Source organism: Halomonas sp. THAF12 (assembly GCF_009363675.1).
GTDB classification, from domain to species: Bacteria; Pseudomonadota; Gammaproteobacteria; order Pseudomonadales; family Halomonadaceae; genus Halomonas; species Halomonas smyrnensis.
In genome coordinates, this window is the sequence record NZ_CP045399.1 from 574,844 (window position 1) to 593,188 (window position 18,345).

Here is an 18,345-nt window from a genome sequence, read left to right on the forward strand (position 1 = left end):
GCTTTAATAAGGGAGCCGAAGCTCATCAACTCCCCAACCCACTCACCCGCATCACTCGCCGCTGCGCCGCGTCCATCAGCAGGCCGCGGCCGGTCTCCACCAGCGTCAGCCAGTGGCGGGCGCGGGTGATGCCGGTGTAGACCAGTTCCCGGGTGAGGATGGGGTTCGGCGCGTCGGGCAGCACCAGGGCGGCGTGGGTGAACTCCGAGCCCTGGGACTTGTGCACCGTCATCGCGAACACCGTCTCCACCGCCTGCAGGCGCGAGGGCAGCACCCACTTGATGCGGTCGGTGCCATCACCGGCGGGGAAGGCCACCCGCAGCAGGCGGCTGCCGTCGCCAAGCGCATTGTTCGGGCGCTGTGAAGAGTGCATTGCATCCGGGCGTGGCATGTCCAGGGTGATGCCGATATCGCCGTTCATCAGCCCCAGGCCGTAGTCGTTCTTCGTCACCAGCACCGGGCGGCCGGGATACCACCGCTGGCGGCCGTCCTGGCTGTCGATCAGCTTTTCCCGCTCCAGCGCCTGGCGCACCCGCTCGTTCAGGCCTTCCACGCCCCAGGGGCCGCGGCGCAGCGCGCACAGCAGCTGGAAGTCGCCGTGGGCGGCTAGCACCTCTCTTGCCCAATCATCGAAGGCGTCCTGATCCGCCTCAATCGCCGGGCGCCGCTCGGCCATAGTCGTGAGGAAGTGGCGATAGCCCACCGGCGGCGCGATGGCGGCGCGGGCGCCGGGCTGATGGTGAGCGAAGCGCTCGGGGCAGCCGGTCACCGCCAGGCGGGCCAGGCCGCGCTCGTCGTCGGCGGAAAGCTTCTGGTGCGAGAGGTCCGCGAAGCCGGCGCTCAGCGCGTCGCCAATCGCTTTGCGCTTGGCCGCGGGCTCGTCCTCCAGGTTGATCGCGGCGGCCAGCTGGCCGATGCCGCTGTCGGCGGTGAAGCGGTGGCTGACGCGCAGCATGGCGATGGCCTGGTCCAGCGGCTGGCCGTCGGCGTCCCGCGTCTCCGTGGGCAGCGGCTGGCCGGTGGCATCCCTCAGCCACTCGGCGGTGGCCGGGGTGTAGTGGCCGCCCTCGGCCCGGGCGCACAGGTCGCCGAGCACCGAGCCGGCCTCCACCGAGGCGAGCTGGTCCTTGTCGCCGAGCAGCACCAGCCGCGCCCGGGGCGGCAGCGCCTCAAGCATCGCGGCCATCATGCCCACGTCCACCATCGAGGCTTCGTCCACCACCAGCACGTCCAGCGGCAGCGGGTTATGGCGATCGTGGCGGAAGCGTCGGGTGTCCGGCCGCGAGCCGAGCAGCCGGTGCAGTGTGCTGACGTCCTTCGGAATCACCTCGCGCAGCCGCTCGGGATCGTCGGCCAGGCCGTCGAGGTCGAGCCGCGCCACCTGGCCGGCGATGGACTCGTTGAGCCGGGCCGCGGCCTTGCCGGTGGGCGCGGCCAGGCGAATGCGCAGGGGCGGTGCGCCGTCCGCTTCGCTTTCCTCGTCTTCGCTATTGCCCATGGCCAGCGCCTGGAGCAGGGCGAGCAGGCGCACCACGGTGGTGGTCTTGCCGGTGCCGGGGCCGCCGGTGATCACCGCGAAGCGCGAGCGGCCGGCCAGGGCGCAGGCGGCCTTCTGCCAGTCGATGGCTGGCGGCGCATCGCCCCGCTCGGGAAAAAGCGCATCGAGGATCGGGCGCAGGCGGGCCGCGTCCGGCGCCTCGTCGTTCTCCCTACTGCCGAGCCGGGCGAAGATCCGGCTGTGGATATCCTGCTCGTGCTGCCAGTAGCGGCGCAGGTAGAGCCGCGGGCGCGCATGGGTGCCGGCGAGCACCAGCGGGGTGCTGCCCGGGCCCTCGGCGACGAGCTCGGGCTGGGCCAGCGCGGCGCGCCAGGCGTCGAGCTCGAGCGAGGCCATCACCCGGCTCGGCAGCGGCGGCGGGTCCTCCAGGCTGTCGCCCTCCGGCGGCAGCGAGAGCGCCAGGTCCGGGGTGGCCAGCGTCTGGGCCAGGTCCAGGCACACGTGGCCGCGGCCGAGCTGGTGGCTGGCCAGGGCCGCCGCCAGCAACAGCAGGGGTGAGGCCTCACTTACCCCGTTGGCCACCGTCGCCTCGCGATGCAGGAAGGCGGCGAAGGCGCGGTCCAGCGAGCGCAGCCAGCCGCGCGCCACCCAGCGGTCGAGCAGGGCGAACAGCGCCGCGTGATCGGCCAGCGCATGTTCGGGCGCTTGAATCAGCGCCTGTGCGGCAACTTCGTTGGGAATATCCGGGGTCATGGGTTGGCCTCCTCGGCGGCGCGGAACAGGGCATCGAGCGCGAGGATCAGCTCGCTGGGCGGGCGTTCGGCGTGCACGCCGCGGGAGGGCGCGCGGGTGCCGCGCAGGAAGACGTAGAGCGCCCCACCCAGGTGGCGCTCGATGTCGTAGTCCGGCAGCCGGGCCTCGAGCAGCCGGTGCAGGGCCAGCAGGTAGAGGCAGTACTGCACGTCGTAGCGCTTCTCGAGCACGGCCTCCGCCATCGCCGCCTCGGTGTAGGCGGCATCGTCCGCGCCCAGGTGGTTGGACTTCCAGTCGAGCACGTAGAAGCGCCCCTCGTGTTCCACCACCAGGTCGATGAAGCCCTTGAGCATGCCGTTCAATGTATCGGGCTCCAGCGCCGGCCGCGGCCGCCCGCCGAGTGTGTGAGCGCTTACTAGGGCGTCCATCCTGCGGGTGTTGACCCTGTGCGCGGCGAACCAGAACTCCAGCTCGACCCGGTAGCCGGCAAGCGCATCGAGGCTCAACGGTGCGGCCTCGCCATCGCCCGGCTTCGGCACCGGCAGCGGCGTGGTCAGTAGCTCCGGCAGCCACTGCGAAAGGGCGGCGATCTGGCCCTCCCAGCCGCGGCGGTTGGCGCGCCGGGCCAGGGTGTCGGCGCGCAGCGCGTCGTCCTCGGCCACCCGGGCGAAGCCTTCCTCGCCGGCCCATTCCAGCAGGCCGTGCAGGAAGGTGCCCGCCGAGGGCCCGCGGGGGAAGCGGTGAAGCGAGCCCTCGCTCACCGTGGCCGCGGCGGCATCGAAGGGCTCGTGGATCACCTCCATGGCGGTGGCCTCGTCGGCGGTGGTGGGCTCGGGCGACGGCTCGGCCTCGGCAGTCGATTCAGCTTCTTCGTCCGGCGTGGCGCCGGTGCGCAGCGCCGAGTAGCTGGCGATCCACCAGTGCTCGCGGATCGCCCGGGTGGGCGCGCGGGCCTCACCCAGCGGCGCGTCGTCGCCGGCGAGCTCGACCGGCGTGGCATCGGCCTCGGGGGCGTCCTGCACCGCGACCTGTTCGTGGTGATCGCTGCTGTTCTCGTCGGCCAGCGCTTCGAGCGCCGGGCGCAGGTTGTCGGGCGAGAGCGCCTCGCCCCCCTTGAGCAGATGGCCGATGGCGCTGCGCTCCATGGCGTCCAGCGGCGCCAGGCCGAGCCAGGTGGCGTGGCGGGCGCGGGTCAGGGCGACGTAGAGCTTGCGCAGATCCTCGCCCAGGCGCTCGTGGTCGGCGCGGGCGAGTATCGCCTCGTCGGCGGCAAGCGAAAGGCGCAGGTGGCCGTCGTCGTCGTGCCAGCGCAGCGGCAGGTCGCCCTGCTTCACCGGGCGGAAGGCGGCGATGAAGGGCAGGAACACCAGCGGGTACTCCAGGCCCTTGGACTTGTGGATGGTGACCACCTGCACCAGGTCGGCGTCGCTCTCCAGGCGCAGGCGGTGGGTGTCGGACTGCGCGTGCGGATGCGCGCGGGATTCGGCCAGAAAGCGTAGCAGGGCGTGCTCGCCGTCGATCTCTGCGCTGGCCTCCTGCAGTAGCTCGCCGAGGTGCAGGAGGTCGGTGAGCCGTCGCTCGCCCTCGGGCACCGCCAGCAGCCGGCCGGGCACGGCGAAGTCGGCCAGCAGCCGGTGCAGCATGGGCAGCACGCCGCGGCGCTGCCACTGGCGGTGGTAGTCGCGGAACTGCATCACCCGCGCCTCCCAGGCCAGCTCGTCCTGCTGGGGGCCGCCGTTCAGGGCGTCGAGCTCGGAAAGCGAGAGCCCCAGGCTCGGCGTGGCGAGTGCCGCGCGCAGGCAGCGCTCGTCGTCCGGCGCGGCGCAGGCGGCCAGCCACACCTCCAGCTCGGCGGCGGCCTCGGTCTCGAACACGCCCTCCTTGTCGGAGAGATAGACGCTGCGGATGCCGCGGGCCAGCAGGGCGGTGCGGATGGCGCGGGCCTCGCTGGCGTTGTTGACCAGCACGGCGAGGTCCGACGGCGCCAGCGGGCGCAGTTCGCCATCTTGGGTAAAGCCCGTCTGCCCGGCCTGGCCTTCACGCAGCAGGCTCGCCATCTCGGTGGCGCAGCGCGCGGCCAGCTCGGCCAGGTAGGCGCCCTTGGGCAGGGTGTCGTCGCTGGCCAGGTGCCAGAGCGTCAGCGCCGGCTGCGCGGCGCCGCGGCGCACCAGGGCGTCCTTCCTGCCGTTGGCGTCGACGGGGGCGAAGGGGACCGGGTTATCGTCCCCGCGGCGGAACAGGAAGGCGCCGGATTCACCCTGCTCGGCGTGGGCGAACACCCGGTTCACGGCCTCGACCATGGGCGTGGCGGAGCGGAAGTTGGTGCCCAGCGTGACGTGGCGGCCGGCGGTGTCGCGCCGGGCCTGGAGGTAGGTGTGGATATCGGCGCCGCGGAAGGCGTAGATCGCCTGCTTGGGGTCGCCGATCAGCAGTACCGCGCTCTTGTCAGCGCCCGACGCCGCGCTATTTTCAGCGCCCGACGCCGCGCTATTTTCAGCGTCCGGAGCCGCGCTATCGCCTCGATTCGCCGCCATCTTATAGACCCGGTCGAACAGGCGGTACTGCACCGGGTCGGTGTCCTGGAACTCGTCGACCAGCGCCACCGGAAACTGCTCGCGGATGCGCGCGGAAAGCGTCTCGCCGGCCTCGCCCGCGAAGGCGGCGTCCAGCCGGTGCAGCAGGTCGTCGGGGCCGAGCTCGGCGCGGCGGCGCTGCACGGTCTCGCGGCGCGCGGCCATCCAGTGCACGGCGTGGGCGAGCAGGTCGGCGAACGGGTCGGGCAGCTCGGCGAGGCGCTCCGGCAGCTCGGCCAGGGCCTCCAGCGCCGGCAGGTTGGGGGCCGGCTCTTCCTTCCAGATCTCGGCGATGCCGTCCGGCGTCAGGCGCTTCCAGGCGGCCGGGGTGAGGTCGGGGCTCGCGAGTTCCGCGTCATGGGCCCAGTCGCGCAGGGCGGCGAGCCAGTTGGCGCGGCTCCTGGCGTTGAGCTTCTGGCCGTTGAACGCCTTGCGCTTGGCGGCGGCCTCCAGCAGCGCCTCCAGCTCGTCGAGCCAGACCGGCCAGGGCGCCTTCAGCTCGGCCAGCGCCGCGGCGCGCTGCTCGCGATAGTTGGAAAGCGCCTCGGCCGGCGGCGGGGCCACGGGCAGGGCGGCGGCGTGGGTGCGCAGCCGGGCGGCGGTGTCGTTGAGGACGTCCGGCGTGGTCCAGTAGCGGGCGACGATGGCCAGCGCCTCGGGGTCGAGGTCGTAGTAGAAGCTGCGCCAGTAGTCCCGGGCGATCTCGAGGTCCATCTCCGACTGGTCCAGCGCCATCTCCAGCGCGAACAGGCTGCCGCTGTCGAAGGCGTGCTCGCGCAGCATGCGGTGGCACCAGGCGTGGATGGTGGAGACCGCGGCCTCGTCCATCCACTCGGCGGCCAGCCGCAGCCGGCGGGCGCAGGTCGGCCAGCTCTCGCGGGGGTAGCTGTCGCGCAGGGCGAGCAGCGGATCGCTGCTCGGCGCTTCGTCGTTCGTGGGGAATTGGGGACAGACCCCGATTTCTCCGAAATCGGGGTCTGTCCCCAATTCCGGTTCGGCGAACAGGTCGCCGGTCTCGTTGGGAAACAGCTCGGGCGCGGCGTCGGCCGGCGGAAGTAGCGTCTCGGTCGCGGCATCGAGCGACGTAGAGAGCGAAAAGGCGTCCGCCGCCTCCACCAGCCGGGCGCGGATGCGGTCGCGCAGCTCCTGGGTGGCGGCGTTGGTGAAGGTGACCACCAGGATCTCCGGCGGCGTCAGCGGCCGCGGGAAGCTGGCCGCGTCCGCTTCATCGCGCGGGCCGAGCACCAGCCTCAGGTAGAGCAGGGCGATGGTGAAGGTCTTGCCGGTGCCGGCGCTGGCCTCGATCAGCCGGCTGCCGGTGAGCGGCAGCGCCACGGGATCGAGCCGAGGCGTCTCGGCCGCGTGCAGGGTTTCCGTCATCGTCATGCCTTGCCTCCCTGGCCCTTGCTCCCGTTCTTCCTGGTTTTCACCGCATCGTGAAGGGGCGCGTAAAGCGCCGCGGTCAGCTCGGTGAAGCGCCGGCCGGCGGCCTCATGGCGCACCAGACCTTCGAGGTCGCGCCACTGGCGGGCGAGGTACGGATCGCGGCCAAGCTCGCCATGGTCGCCGTTGAAGCCGGTGCCATGGAAGGCGGTGACGGCGGCCTTCCAGGCCTTGTGATCGGCTTCTTCCGCTTTCGCCTCGTCGCCGAAGACGCGGGCCAGGGCGCCGGGGTCGCCGCCCTTCTCGTGCCAGGCGAAGGCGGTGTCCCGGGCCAGCGGCAGGGGGGTGGCCATGCCGGCGCGCCAGGCGCGGGCGATGGCCTCCAGATGCGCGCGAGCGGTGCCGGCGTCCAGCGGTGCCAGGGTGCCGCCGCCGGCGCGGGAGAGCAGCACCGTGGTCATGGGGCCGAGGGTGAGCTGGCCGGCGAGGTGGGCGACCCAGGGGGCCAGCCAGTGCTTCCAGTGATATTTTCCCTTGTTGACCAGGCTGCTGGTCATCAGCACCAGCCGGGAGCGCTCGCCGTCGGCGTTCTCGCGCAGGCCGTCCAGCCAGTCCTCGATGTGCAGCGGGTCATTCGACTGTGGGCTCTGGTCGGTGGCGAGCGTCAGCGACACGGCGGCCGGCGTCTCCCAGGCGTGGGGCCAGGCCTCGAGCTGGTCGGCGTAGTCGCCGAGCAGGCCGTCCAGCGGCTCGACCAGGTGCTCGCGCATCAGCTCGGCGAAGCCGCCCATGGCGAGGCGGCCTTCGCGCTCCAGGCGTTCTAGGGTGTCGTGCACGGCGGGCATCGGCGGCTCGGCGGCATCGACGGCGCGGCGGCCGGCCTCGATCAGCGCCTGCTGCAGCTGCCAGTGGTCCAGGCCGTCCAGGGCGAAGGGCTCGTGGTCGGGGCTCTCCAGCGCCTCGCGCTCGAGATACACGCCGAGCCGGGTGGTGAAGAAGGCCTTCACCGGGTCCTTCATGAAGCCGCTGAGGCGCGACAACGTCAGCGCCGTGTCCACCTCGATCGGCGGCAGCTCGCCGTCGGCGGCGGCCTCCGGCGTCGGCCGGCCGTCGTGCACCGCCCGCCACTCGCGGGCATAGGTAAAGAGTTGAGCATTATCTGCGAAGTAGCTTCTGCTGAACGGCTGCAGCGGATGCTCGGTGGTCAGGGCGTCGACCAGGGCCTGGTCGGCGTCGTCCTCGTGCTCGTGGCCGGCCAGCCGCCAGCCGGCGGCCAGATGATCGCGCAGCTGGCCGAGCAGCACCGAGGGCGGTCGCGGCTCGTTGTCGTGGATGCTGCGGCCGACCCAGCTGACCATCAGGCTGTCGCGGGCCGAGAGCAGCGCCTCGAGGAACAGATAGCGGTCGTCCTCGCGGCGTGAGCGGTCGCCGGGGCGGTAGTCGTGGCCCATCAGGTCGATGTCCAGCGGGCGCTGCACCCGCGGGTAGTCGCCGTCGTTCATGCCCAGCAGGCACACGTGGCGGAAGGGGATGGCGCGCATCGGCATCAGGGTGGCGACGTTCACCGCGCCGGCCAGGAAGCGCTGGGAGAGGTTGGCCTCGTCGAGCTGGCCGAGCCAGTGCTCGCGCACCACCGAGAGCGGCAGCGCCTCGGTGAGGCCGGCGTCCTCGCTGGTTTCCTGCCAGGTCTCCAGGCCCTCCTCCAGGCGGCTCAGGGTGGCGAGGTCGGCCTCGTCCTCGGCGGCGAAGCAGGCGGCGAGCAGCCCGCGCAGGCGGCGGCACCAGGTGGGCACGTCGGCGGGCTCTGTGAGCGCGCGCCACTGGGCCTCGAGGGCGTCGAGCAGGTCCATCAGCGGGCCGGCGAGCGCCGCCTCCAGGCCGCCGATGTCGCCATAGGGCTCGATGTCGTGCCAGGGGCCGTCGGCGGTGTCGCCCACCGCGTAGCCCAGCAGCAGGCGGCGCAGGCCGAAGGCCCAGGTGTTGGCGGTGAGCCCGCCGGGCAGGTCGAGCCGGGCGCGCTGCTCGGCGTCGAGCCCCCAGCGGATGCCGGCGCCCTCGATCCAGCGGCGCAGCACCGGCAGGGCGTCGGCGTCCAGGCCGAAGCGGGCGCGCAGGGCGGGCACTTCCAAGAGGTCCAGCAGGTCGCTGACCGTCAGCCGGGCCTCCGGCAGGTGCAGCAGCGCCTCCAGCGCCACCAGCAGCGGCTGGCGATGGCGGCTGGTCTGGTCGGAGAGCGTGAACGGAATGTGGCGCGGGTCCTCCGGCGGCAGGCGGCCGAACACCGCCTGCACGGCGGCGGCGTAGGTGTCGATGTCCGGCACCATCACCAGCACGTCCCGCGGGCGCAGCGTGGGGTCGGCGTCGAAGGCGGCCAGCAGCTGGTCGTGGAGGATCTCGACCTCGCGCAGGGCGCTGTGGGCGACGTGGAAGCGCAGGCTGCGATCATGGGCCGGGTCCACGGCCGGCCAGGCCTCGCGGGTCTCCTGGGGCGGGCGCAGCTCGAGCACGTCGTCCTGCAGCTGCTGGAGCAGCCCCGGGGCCTCGCCGTCGGCAGGCGAGTCGAACAGGTCGATGCGCATCGCCTCGGCGTCGAACAGCGCCCGGTAGGCGTCCTGATCATCAAACTCGTCGAGCAGGCGCAGGTAGTCGCGGCCCTGCTTGCCCCAGGCGGCCAGCAGCGGCTGGGCGTGGAGGTGCAGCTGGGTGTCGTCGAGCGCGAGCGGCATGCCGGGGCGATGGCGCTGGCGCCGGCGGGCGGCCCGCAGCAGGTCCTTGTGCTCGATGATGTCCGCCCAGAAGTGGCGGCAGGGGTTGTGCACGCAGAGCAGCACCTGGGTGACCTTCGACACCGCGGCCAGGGCCTCGAGCGTCTGGCGGGGCAGCGAGGAGATGCCGAACACTACCACCCGGCGCGGCAGCCCGGCCGGTCGCGTTTCGGGCGTCAGTTCGCGGCAGGCCTCGAGGAAGCGGGTATGCACCCAGGCGCGGCTGGTGGCGAGGCCATCCTCGCCGATGTCGTCGCGAAGGCGCCGCCACAGCGCCGGCTGCCAGCGCTGGTCCTCGGCCAGCGGCCGGGCCTGGCCGCGGGCGTCGATCAGCTCGTCGCGGCCCTCGGCCCAGGCGGCCAGCCAGTCGGCGCGATAGACCTGATACTGGTCGAACAGGTCGGCCAGGCGCTCGGCCAGCTGGTGGCGCTTGCGGCGGTCCTCGTCGTCGGCCAGAAATCGCGCCAGCGGGGCGAAGGTCTCGTCGTCCGTGAGCTCCGGCAGCAGGCGCATCAGCCGCCAGATCAGGCGCGGCTTGTCCAGCGGCGAGGCCGGCGGCACGGCCTCGTTGCCCAGCACCGCGCGGTAGGCCTGCCACAGGTAGCGCGCCGGCAGGGTGACGTCCATCGCCGCGGCGATGCCGGCGCCGGCGGGCGGATCGGCGGCCAGCGCCAGCTTCAGCCACTGGCTGATGCCGTTGCTCTGTACCAGGATCACCTCGTCCTCGAGCGGCCCCAGCGGGTGATTGCGCAGCCATTCCACCGCCAGGTCGCGCAGCGCCTCCAGGCGATTGCCGTGGATCACCATGAAGCCGGGCGTCAGTTCGGTCTTGGCGGTGGCGAGCATGGCGAATCCTGCGCGGCGATGAAACGGAGTTCAATGGTGCCGCAAAACGCCGGGGGCATGAAGCGGGCCGAGGGCCGGATGAACCTCCGCGGCGGACACGAGTCGAGAAGGCATGCCGGCCTTGCCTGGCAAGCCCCGAACGCTCACCTGGCAGGGAGGCACCTTCACCATGAGCTCATCGACGCCGCTGACCACGCCGGACGGCCGCTATATCGTGGTCCGCGGCCGCCTGTGGCGATGTACGAATCCCGAGCTGCCCGAGGCGCAGCGTGAGGCGTGGGTGCGGCAACTGATGCGGGCCCGGCGCGGCGTGGCCCAGGCGAAGCGTGCGCAAGACCCGCAGGCCGAGCGCGAGGCTCGCGCTCGGGTCGACGAGGCAAAGCGGGCGCTGGGCGAGCGCGGGCCGGTGTGGTGGCGGGACGGCGCGCCGGATTACACCCGGTGCAAGGTCGAGAACACGCCCTATTCGGACTGGTATGCCGCGCTGGTTGACGGTTGAGGAGAGTGCCTATTCGTGGGGTCCCTTTCGAGGGAGACAGGTGGTATCGTCAACAGTTGACAATCAGTCTGCCATGAAGGCCTAGCATGGACTCAACCAAGGACCGCATTGGTCAGCGCCGTTCCAGCACGCTGACTTCCATCGCTCGAGATGCCATCGAGCAACTGATTATTTCTGGCGAGCTTTCTGCCGGGGACCGTATCAATGAAAGCGCCTTGGCGGCCAGGTTCGATATCAGCCGGGGGCCGATTCGCGAGGCCTGCCGAAGCCTTGAGTACGCCGGGTTGATTCGCAATGTTGCCAATCACGGCGCCTACGTGCGCGAGATGAGCCTGGAGGAGGCCCACGAGCTCTATGAGGTACGTCGTGCCTTGACCGCCCTGGTGGGCGAGTTGCTGGTCGAGAGGGCCACGCCCGAGGTGATCGCGGAACTGAATCGACTGGTCGATCAGATGGGCGAGGCCGCTGAGCGTGAGGACCTCGATGGCTACTATCAGCTGAACCTGCAATTCCACGATGCCATGATGGCCAATACCGGGAATAGCTCCCTTGCCCGTTACTACGACGACATCATCAAGCAGCTTCACCTGTTCCGCCGGCGCGGGCTGGTGCAGCGGGGCAATCTCAAGGCTTCCAATGCGGAGCACGAGGAAATCGTGAGGGCGATTGCCGAGCGCGACGCCGATCAGGCATCCAAGGCCTTGCGCGATCATGTCATGGCAGGGTGGCGCCGCATGTCGGAAGCGCTTGCAGAGTCCTGAGCCGGTCGCTTCGCTGTATCTAGAACCTTCTGTCTCTCTCGCAGAGCCTTCCAGGAGCGCCTGCATAGCGCTCCAGCGGCGAGGACCGGACGACTCCCAGCGTCGGTCTGAGCCGAGTTCCCCCTCACGCACATAGACCAACGTCTACTTATGACGAGGTAAGGGCTCTGTTAGCGTTCCTTTCTGTAAACTGTTAACAGTTTACAGTCGGTTTCGAAGCAGGCCTCACTAACAACGACTTCAAGGAGCACCACCATGCCTCATTGGTTCACAACCGGCATGCTGGCGGTGGGTATGACCTCTGCCTCCCTTGCCTCGATCGCCCAGGCGGCAGACGACTTTCCGACCGAACCGGTCGAAATCGCCGTTCACACGTCACCCGGAGGTGGCACCGACACGACCGCCAGGATGGTGGCCCTCTCGACCCAGGAACAGCTCGACCACAACGTCTTCGTCCAGAACAAGAAGGGCGGTGGCGGTTCCGTGGCGATGAGCTACGTCAGCGACAAGCCCGCCGACGGACATACCCTGATGGCGGTCACGCCGACCCACCTGTTCACCATGCTGCGCGGCAACGCCCCGATCGGTATCGAAGACATCCAGGGTGTCGCGAGGGCTACCGACGACCCCATCATCATCATGGTCCAGGGCGGCAGCGACTATGCCACCCTGGACGACCTGATCGCCGCCGGCCAGTCGGGCACGATCAAGTGGGGCGGCACCCAGATCGGTGGCGTCGATCACATTGCTGCCATGAGCTTCGCCAACGAGGCGGGCATTAACGTCTCCTACGTGCCCTTCGACAGCGGTGCGGAATTTGCCGCCGCCCTGTCCCGCGGTGACATCGATGCCGCCGGCCTGAATATTTCGGAGTCCCAGGACCAGGTCGACGCGGGCGACTTTCGTCCCCTGGCGGTGATGGCGGAAGAACGCATGGGCGCATTGCCGGACGTGCCGACCCTGTCCGAAAACGGCATGGACGTCGCGTTCTCTACGGTCCGCGGATACGTGGTGCTCAAGGATACCCCCCAGGAGCGTGTCACCGCGCTCGAACAGGCCATGCTCGGCGGTATGCAGAGCGAGCGTTACCAGGAATACCTCGACGGTATCGGCCTCGACGGCTCGAGCATCGCTGGCGCCGAGGCCTGGGACACGCAGCTTCGTCGCATGTACGAGGCGGGCGAGACCACCATGTCCGACCTCGGTCTGCTCCCGTGACCCGTGTAGCAGGGGCCGCGCATAGCGGCCCTGTCCCTCTCCCATGCGAGACAAGGAGACGCTCATGATTCGTCATTGGCGAGATCTGCTCCCGGGTGGCGTGCTGCTGGTGCTGGTGGGCGTGCTTTACGGGATCACGGCGGGCTTCGACAGGGTGCCCCCGTCTTTCGCTCAGGGCATGCAGGCGGCGGATATGCCGCGCCTGATCCTAGTCGTCATCGCCGTGCTTTCACTGGTCATGATCTACCAGGGACGCGGCCAGGAGGAAGAGGCCAAGTCGGCCATCTCCTGGCGCATGTGGGCCACGGCGCTGGTGCTGCTGGCCGCGGTATTCCTGTTCAGCCTGCTCGGGCTGACGCTGACCACCATGCTGACCTGCCTGATTATCCCGCTGCTGTGGGGGGAGCGACGCAGGCTGTACGTCCTCATCTATGCCATCGCAGTGCCGGCCTGCATCTACCTGCTCTTTACCTTTGCACTGAAACTTCGGTTGCCGCAGGGCGTGCTCAGCCCGTGGCTGACCTGAGGGAAGGAGACGACCATGGATCCCATTCTGACAGGGTTCAGCATACTCACTGATCCCACCTCCCTTGCCGTCATCCTGCTGGGTACCATCATCGGTGTGCTGGTTGGGGCGCTGCCGGGGCTGAGCTCATCGATGGCGGTGGCGCTGCTGCTGCCCTTTACCATCTATCTGGAGCCGATACCGGCGATCTCGATGCTGGCCGCGCTCTATTGCGCCGGTACCTTCGGTGGTTCCATCACGGCGATTCTAATCAATGCCCCAGGCGCCCCGCCCGCGGCCGCGACCGCCTTCGATGGCTTTCCCATGGCGCAGCGCGGTGAAGCCGGTCGCGCGCTTGGCATGGCCGCGGTGTCCAGCGTCATCGGCGGTATCCTTTCGCTGATCGTGATGGTGCTGGCGGCCCCGGCACTCGCCAACATCGCTCACTCCTTCGGCCCTCCCGAGTACTTCGCGCTGGCGATCTTCGGGCTGTCCATGCTGGCGTCGATCAGCGGCAAGTCGCCGGTCAAGAACCTGATCGGTGGGGCACTCGGCCTGCTGATCGCCACCATCGGGGTGGACCTGACGACCGGCGTCGAGCGCTTCACCTTCGGCGTGCCGCAACTGTATGAAGGGATCAGCTTCATCCCCATCCTGATCGGCCTGTTCGCGGTGGCGGAGCTCTTGTCCCAGTCCGATGTCATCGACCGGGCCAAGGACCGCATTTCGCTCAACGCCATCAAGCTGCCGTCTCGGGATGACTTCAAACGGGTTTGGAAGACCATCCTTCGCTCTTCCGGTATCGGGACCTTCATCGGCATCCTGCCGGCGGAAGGCAGCACCATGGCGTCGATGATCGGTTACAACGAGGCACGACGCTGGTCGAAGCATGGCGACAAGTTCGGTACCGGCGAGGTGGAGGGCATTGCGGGGCCGGAAGCGGCCAATAACGCTGCTACCGGCGGCTCCATGGTGCCGACGCTGGCGTTGGGGATTCCCGGATCCGCCACGGCGGCCGTGATCCTGGGCGGCCTGCAGATCCACGGGATTCGCCCCGGCAGCTACCTGTTCGAGAATCAGCCCCACCTGCTGTACTCCATTTTCGCCGCTATGCTGGTGGCCAACCTGGTGTTCCTCGTCTTCGGTCTGGCCGGCGCCAAGCTCTTTTCGCGCATCTCCATGATCCCCCGAACCTTCCTGTGGCCGGCAGTGTTCGCCCTGTGCGTGGTGGGCGCCTATGGCGTCAACCAGAGCCTGGTGGACGTCACCATCATGCTGATTGCGGGCTTCATCGGCTTCTGGCTCAAGCGCTACGGGTTCGGTGCCGCCCCGATCATCATGGGGGTCGTTCTCGGTTCGCTGGTCGAGAACTCCCTGGCCCAGTCGCTGATCATCTTCGATCAGGACGCGACCCGCTTCCTCGAACGGCCAGTGGCCCTGCTGTTCTTCGTCCTGGCGGCGTTGAGCATCTTCTACAAGCCTCTTTCCTCCATGCTTCGTCGCATGCGCGGTGCCGCATCCAGCTCACCGGGGGGGCGAGTGAGATGAGCCACCCCCTGACAGGCCGCGTTGCCCTGGTGATTGGCGGCAGCCGCAATATCGGTCGCGCGGTGACGCTGGAGCTCGCTCGGCAGGGCGCCGATGTGGCGATCATCGCCAGCCACCATGGCGAGGCCATGAGCGAGACCCTCGCCCAGGTTGAGGCGCTCGGGTGTCAGGGGCTCGGTCTTGTCGCCGACCTCGCGGACGCCGAGGCGGTCGAGCGTGCCGTGCAACGGGTGAGCGAGCGCTTCCACCGGCTCGACTCCCTGGTGTGCTGCGCCGCTATCCGGCCCCATACGCCATTCGCCGAGCTGACTCTCGAGGAGTGGCGTCGGGTGATGGCGATCAATCTCGATGGAGTCTTTCTGGCCAGCAAGGCCTGCCTGCCCCTGCTGCTGGATTCCGACCAGGCCGCCATCATCACCCTCGGCGGCGTCAGCGCGCACCGGGGCGCGGCGGAGCGGGCCCACGTCATCGCCTCGAAGATGGGCGTCGTGGGGCTGACCCGGGCGCTGGCGGTGGAGTTCGGCGAGAGGGGTGTGACCGCCAACTGCATCGTGCCGGGACAGATCGACACCGAACGGCCGGCGGGCTCTCCGCCCCCCAGGCTGCAGGGAGGCGAGGAGCCTCCCGTCGGCCGCCTCGGGCGTCCGGAGGAGGTCGCCGCCCTGGTGTGCCACCTGGCGGGGCCGATGAGCCGCTACACCACTGGCCAGACCTTCCACCTCAACGGCGGAAGCTACCTGGGCTGATCCATGAGCATCGATCTGAAACCCGATCGCCCCAGGGCCGCCTTGGCATTCTGGTGGCAGAGCTTCCTGCTGCCCGGCGGCATCGCCCTGGTCGGAGGCGGCGTCTGGAATGCCCTTGGGCTGCCGCTCGGCTGGCTGCTTGGCGCGGCCATCGTGACCGGCATCTGGGCGGGCATCGGCCGCCCGGCTCGTGCGCCCAAGCCGATCCAACGCACGGGGCTGCTCGTGGTGGGGGCCAGCGTCGGGCTCTGGATCACGCCCGAGGTGGCCCGTCAGCTACTCGGCTGGCTGCCGGTGATGCTGGCCTCGGCGGCCCTCGGCGTGGCGCTGACCATCCTGGTCACGCCGCTGTACGCCCGGCTTTCCGGGCTCGACAAGGCCACGGCCTACTTCTGCCTGCTGCCGGGGGGCGTGATCGAGATGGCCGAGATCGGCGAGGGCTATCGCGCCAACCGGGCGGCCATCGCGGCGCTGCATGCCACTCGGGTCGGCCTGATCGTCACCCTGCTGCCGGCGGCGCTCTTCGTGATCAGTGCTACCCCGTCGATGATGCCGGCCGAGGCAGCGCAGCCGCCTATCGACATGGTGACACTGGCCGCGCTGCTGGTGCTGTGTGCGGCGGTGAGTGGGGGCGCGGGGCGGCTCAGGATGCCATCCGCCTGGTTCCTGACGCCCCTCGTCGTCGCGGGGGTGCTGGCCGGAAGCCAGGTGCTGCCCTCGGCGCCAATCCCCCAGGAGATTCTCGTCATCGCGCAGGTGGTGGTGGGCTTCAACCTCGGGGCCAAGTTTCAGCAAGCCACCCTGCGGATGTTGCCGAAGGCCATCGCCACCGGGGTGCCGGTCCTGATGCTGATCGGCCTGGTGGCCGCGATGGCGGCCCTGGCAGTGACGGGGGTGTCGTCATCCGGGGAGTCCCCCGCGACCCTCGTGCTCGGTTTTTCCGTGGGCGGCATGGCCGAAATGACCCTGACCGCACAGGCCCTTGGCCAGAATGCCGCCCTGGTGGCGGGGTTTCATGCCATTCGTGCCCTTTCCGTCAACCTTTTTGCCGGTCCCCTGTGGGGGCGGCTGTCCCGCCTGCCGGGGTTCCAAGATTCACCCCATGCCTGAACCAATAAGGAGCATTCTCATGTCAGTCGCTACTAACGTGTTCGCCAACATGCCGGAGAATACCCGTATCACCGCAGAGGCCGCCGACTTCGTCGAGTCGGTGCGCTTCGAGAACATTCCCGATGAGGCCGTGCGGATCGGTATCCGCTGCGTGCTGGACGGTGTCGGCCTCTTTGTCGCGGGGTCGGAGGAACACACGGTGCAGATGTTGGCCGAGGAGGCTGCCGAGACCGGCGGTCGCGCCGACGCTCTGGTGCTGGGCCAGCGTGGGATCAAGGCGCCGATGGCTCAGGCGGCTCGGGTCCTCGGCACCGCCGGTCACGCCCACGACTGGGACGACAGTCAGGTCAGCAAGGACCCGGCGCATATCTACGGACTGCTGACGCATCCCACCATCCCCCCCTTGACCGCCTCGCTGGTCGTCAGCCAGCGACTGGGCGGCGTCGATGGCAAGCGCTTCATGGAGGCCTTCCTCACCGGCTTCGAGGTCGAAAGCAAGATCTCCGAGTGGATGCTGCCCCAGCACTACATGCAGGGCATGCACTCCAGCGGCACGGTGGGCACCTTCGGGGCCTTCGCCAGCGCCGCCAAGCTGCTGGGCCTGACGGGTGACAACCTGCGCCATGGCTTCGGTATCGCCGCCAGCCTCGCCGCCGGTATCCGTTGTAACTTCGGGACCATGACCAAGCCCCTGCACGTCGGTCGCGCGGCGGAAAACGGCGTGACCGCAGCCCTGCTGGCGAGCCGCGGCTTCACCGCCGACCCGGAGGCGCTGGATGGCCCTTGGGGCTTTATGGCGGTGCAGGGGGGAGGCGTCAGTGAGGACAAGCTGTCCCAGGGCTTCGGCAAGACCTGGTCCATCGTCGAGCCCGGGGTTTCCATCAAGCCCTACCCCTGTGGCGTGCTGACGCATCCGACCATCGACCTTATGCTGCGCCTGGTGCTCGAGGCCGACGCCAAGCCGGACGATATCGAAGAGGTCATCGTCCATGCCGGCTCCAACATCCTGAACCCGATCCGCTATCCCATCGCCGCCAACCACCTGCAGGCCAAGTTCTCCCTGCCCGCGGCGCTGGCGATGATCGCCCTCAACCGCCAGGCCGGCAAGGTCGAGTTCTCCGATGAGTTCGTGGCCTCGGATGCGATGCAGGAGATGCAGCGTCGCATTCGCACCGAGTTCGATGAAGAGATCGAGGCTCAGGGCTTCGACAAGATGCGCTCGCGCATCACCCTGCGCCTGAAAGGTGGCCAGGACGTCAGCGGTTGGGCCGATGAGCGCTATCGCGGTGGTCCCGAAAATCCCCTCAGCGATGCGGAGGTCGAGCAGAAGGTGCGTTCCTGCTGCGACGGCGTGCTGGACGAGCAGGCCCAGGCCGATCTGATCGACACCGTCTGGAAGATTCAGGAGCTGGACGATGTCGCTGCCCTGGCCGAGAAGCTGAACGGATAAGAGCCAGCTTTCGGGTTGATGGGTGGCATCGGCAGCAGGCGGAGGAGGGGCATTGCCCCTCCTTTTTTGCGTGCGGCGCTGTCTTCCTGGCGTCTCGGGCGCCACCATGGGGATGAATCGCCACCAGGGGGCCCGATGACAACCGAATGCTTCGAGCTCGATGCCCCGATCGGCGTGATCGCCGACACCCACGGCACGCTGCGCGACGAGGCGCTGACGATGCTCGAGGGCTGCGGGCTGATCCTGCATCTCGGCGACGTGGGCAGCCGCGACCGCGATGCGGCGATCCTCGCGCGGCTGGGCGAGCTGGCGCCGGTGCATGCCGTGCGCGGCAACGTCGACACCGCGGACTGGGCCGAGCGGCTGCCCTGGCATCGTGACCTCACGGTCAACGGCTGGCGCCTGCACCTGGTGCATGACATCGCCGACTTCGCGCCCGAGACGCCCAGCGACGCCGTGCTCCACGGCCATTCCCACAAGGCGCGTAACGAGTGGCGCGACGGCCGGCTGCTGTTCAATCCCGGCGGCGCCGGCCGGCGGCGCTTCACCCTGCCGCTGACCCTCGGCAAGCTGTGGGCCGACGCCTCGGCCCTGCGCGGCGCCATCCTGCATCTGCCGCTGTAGGCGCTATCAGCCTCCCCAACGACGACGGCACCGCCAAGGCGGTGCCGTCGTGTTCGTGGTGGCGGT

At 69.5% G+C, this 18,345-nt stretch carries 12 protein-coding genes; 9 read left to right on the forward strand and 3 right to left on the reverse strand.

The annotated features are described in order from the left end of the window. Positions 1 to 25: 25 nt before the first annotated feature. Genes recD through recC form a run of 3 tightly spaced genes read right to left on the reverse strand, consistent with a single transcriptional unit; the run spans position 26 to position 9,818 of the window. Positions 26 to 2,251, reverse strand: coding sequence for an exodeoxyribonuclease V subunit alpha (gene recD, locus FIU88_RS02640; RefSeq protein ID WP_152478075.1), 2,226 nt, complete (start codon positions 2,249 to 2,251; stop codon positions 26 to 28). Further along, the gene (gene recB, locus FIU88_RS02645; protein WP_152478076.1) at positions 2,248 to 6,210 is read right to left on the reverse strand and encodes an exodeoxyribonuclease V subunit beta; all 3,963 of its coding nucleotides are present in this window, start codon (positions 6,208 to 6,210) and stop codon (positions 2,248 to 2,250) included. Before recB ends, recD begins: the two co-directional genes overlap by 4 nt. Then, positions 6,207 to 9,818 carry an exodeoxyribonuclease V subunit gamma gene (gene recC / locus FIU88_RS02650; protein ID WP_152478077.1) on the reverse strand — a complete coding sequence of 1,204 codons (3,612 nt, stop codon included), beginning with the start codon at positions 9,816 to 9,818 and terminating at the stop codon, positions 6,207 to 6,209. Before recC ends, recB begins: the two co-directional genes overlap by 4 nt. 169 nt (positions 9,819 to 9,987) lie before the next feature. On the opposite strand from recC, the gene FIU88_RS02655 reads away from it, so the two are divergent. The 9 genes from FIU88_RS02655 (at position 9,988) to FIU88_RS02695 (ending at position 18,279) form a co-directional block, all read left to right on the forward strand. Then, on the forward strand, positions 9,988 to 10,317 hold the full coding sequence (locus FIU88_RS02655; protein ID WP_152478078.1) for a hypothetical protein: 330 nt from the start codon (positions 9,988 to 9,990) through the stop codon (positions 10,315 to 10,317). 86 nt (positions 10,318 to 10,403) lie between these two features. After that, the gene (locus FIU88_RS02660) at positions 10,404 to 11,078 is read left to right on the forward strand and encodes a GntR family transcriptional regulator (protein ID WP_152478079.1); all 675 of its coding nucleotides are present in this window, start codon (positions 10,404 to 10,406) and stop codon (positions 11,076 to 11,078) included. Between the two features lie 255 nt (positions 11,079 to 11,333). Continuing rightward, positions 11,334 to 12,296 carry a tripartite tricarboxylate transporter substrate binding protein gene (locus FIU88_RS02665; RefSeq protein ID WP_152478080.1) on the forward strand — a complete coding sequence of 321 codons (963 nt, stop codon included), beginning with the start codon at positions 11,334 to 11,336 and terminating at the stop codon, positions 12,294 to 12,296. A gap of 64 nt (positions 12,297 to 12,360) precedes the next feature. Beyond that, on the forward strand, positions 12,361 to 12,822 hold the full coding sequence (locus tag FIU88_RS02670; protein ID WP_172977643.1) for a tripartite tricarboxylate transporter TctB family protein: 462 nt from the start codon (positions 12,361 to 12,363) through the stop codon (positions 12,820 to 12,822). A gap of 15 nt (positions 12,823 to 12,837) precedes the next feature. After that, the gene (locus FIU88_RS02675; RefSeq protein ID WP_152478082.1) at positions 12,838 to 14,349 is read left to right on the forward strand and encodes a tripartite tricarboxylate transporter permease; all 1,512 of its coding nucleotides are present in this window, start codon (positions 12,838 to 12,840) and stop codon (positions 14,347 to 14,349) included. Continuing rightward, positions 14,346 to 15,095 (forward strand): SDR family NAD(P)-dependent oxidoreductase, encoded by a 750-nt coding sequence (locus FIU88_RS02680; RefSeq protein ID WP_152478083.1) that lies wholly within the window; start codon positions 14,346 to 14,348, stop codon positions 15,093 to 15,095. Before FIU88_RS02675 ends, FIU88_RS02680 begins: the two co-directional genes overlap by 4 nt. A gap of 3 nt (positions 15,096 to 15,098) precedes the next feature. Further along, the gene (locus FIU88_RS02685) at positions 15,099 to 16,205 is read left to right on the forward strand and encodes an AbrB family transcriptional regulator (protein ID WP_152478084.1); all 1,107 of its coding nucleotides are present in this window, start codon (positions 15,099 to 15,101) and stop codon (positions 16,203 to 16,205) included. A gap of 19 nt (positions 16,206 to 16,224) precedes the next feature. Then, the gene (locus FIU88_RS02690; protein ID WP_152478085.1) at positions 16,225 to 17,655 is read left to right on the forward strand and encodes an MmgE/PrpD family protein; all 1,431 of its coding nucleotides are present in this window, start codon (positions 16,225 to 16,227) and stop codon (positions 17,653 to 17,655) included. A 135-nt stretch (positions 17,656 to 17,790) separates the two neighbouring features. Further along, complete coding sequence (locus FIU88_RS02695) at positions 17,791 to 18,279, forward strand: metallophosphoesterase (RefSeq protein ID WP_152478086.1); 489 nt, start codon at positions 17,791 to 17,793, stop codon at positions 18,277 to 18,279. The last annotated feature ends 66 nt before the right edge of the window (positions 18,280 to 18,345 follow it).

What these genes read in the sequence shown, in the direction of transcription:
- recD (WP_152478075.1), bottom strand. Translation starts at nt 2,251, where the DNA reads ATGACCCCGGATATTCCCAACGAAGTTGCCGCACAGGCGCTGATTCAA.
- recB (WP_152478076.1), bottom strand. Translation starts at nt 6,210, where the DNA reads ATGACGATGACGGAAACCCTGCACGCGGCCGAGACGCCTCGGCTCGAT.
- recC (WP_152478077.1), bottom strand. Translation starts at nt 9,818, where the DNA reads ATGCTCGCCACCGCCAAGACCGAACTGACGCCCGGCTTCATGGTGATC.
- FIU88_RS02655 (WP_152478078.1), top strand. Translation starts at nt 9,988, where the DNA reads ATGAGCTCATCGACGCCGCTGACCACGCCGGACGGCCGCTATATCGTG.
- FIU88_RS02660 (WP_152478079.1), top strand. Translation starts at nt 10,404, where the DNA reads ATGGACTCAACCAAGGACCGCATTGGTCAGCGCCGTTCCAGCACGCTG.
- FIU88_RS02665 (WP_152478080.1), top strand. Translation starts at nt 11,334, where the DNA reads ATGCCTCATTGGTTCACAACCGGCATGCTGGCGGTGGGTATGACCTCT.
- FIU88_RS02670 (WP_172977643.1), top strand. Translation starts at nt 12,361, where the DNA reads ATGATTCGTCATTGGCGAGATCTGCTCCCGGGTGGCGTGCTGCTGGTG.
- FIU88_RS02675 (WP_152478082.1), top strand. Translation starts at nt 12,838, where the DNA reads ATGGATCCCATTCTGACAGGGTTCAGCATACTCACTGATCCCACCTCC.
- FIU88_RS02680 (WP_152478083.1), top strand. Translation starts at nt 14,346, where the DNA reads ATGAGCCACCCCCTGACAGGCCGCGTTGCCCTGGTGATTGGCGGCAGC.
- FIU88_RS02685 (WP_152478084.1), top strand. Translation starts at nt 15,099, where the DNA reads ATGAGCATCGATCTGAAACCCGATCGCCCCAGGGCCGCCTTGGCATTC.
- FIU88_RS02690 (WP_152478085.1), top strand. Translation starts at nt 16,225, where the DNA reads ATGTCAGTCGCTACTAACGTGTTCGCCAACATGCCGGAGAATACCCGT.
- FIU88_RS02695 (WP_152478086.1), top strand. Translation starts at nt 17,791, where the DNA reads ATGACAACCGAATGCTTCGAGCTCGATGCCCCGATCGGCGTGATCGCC.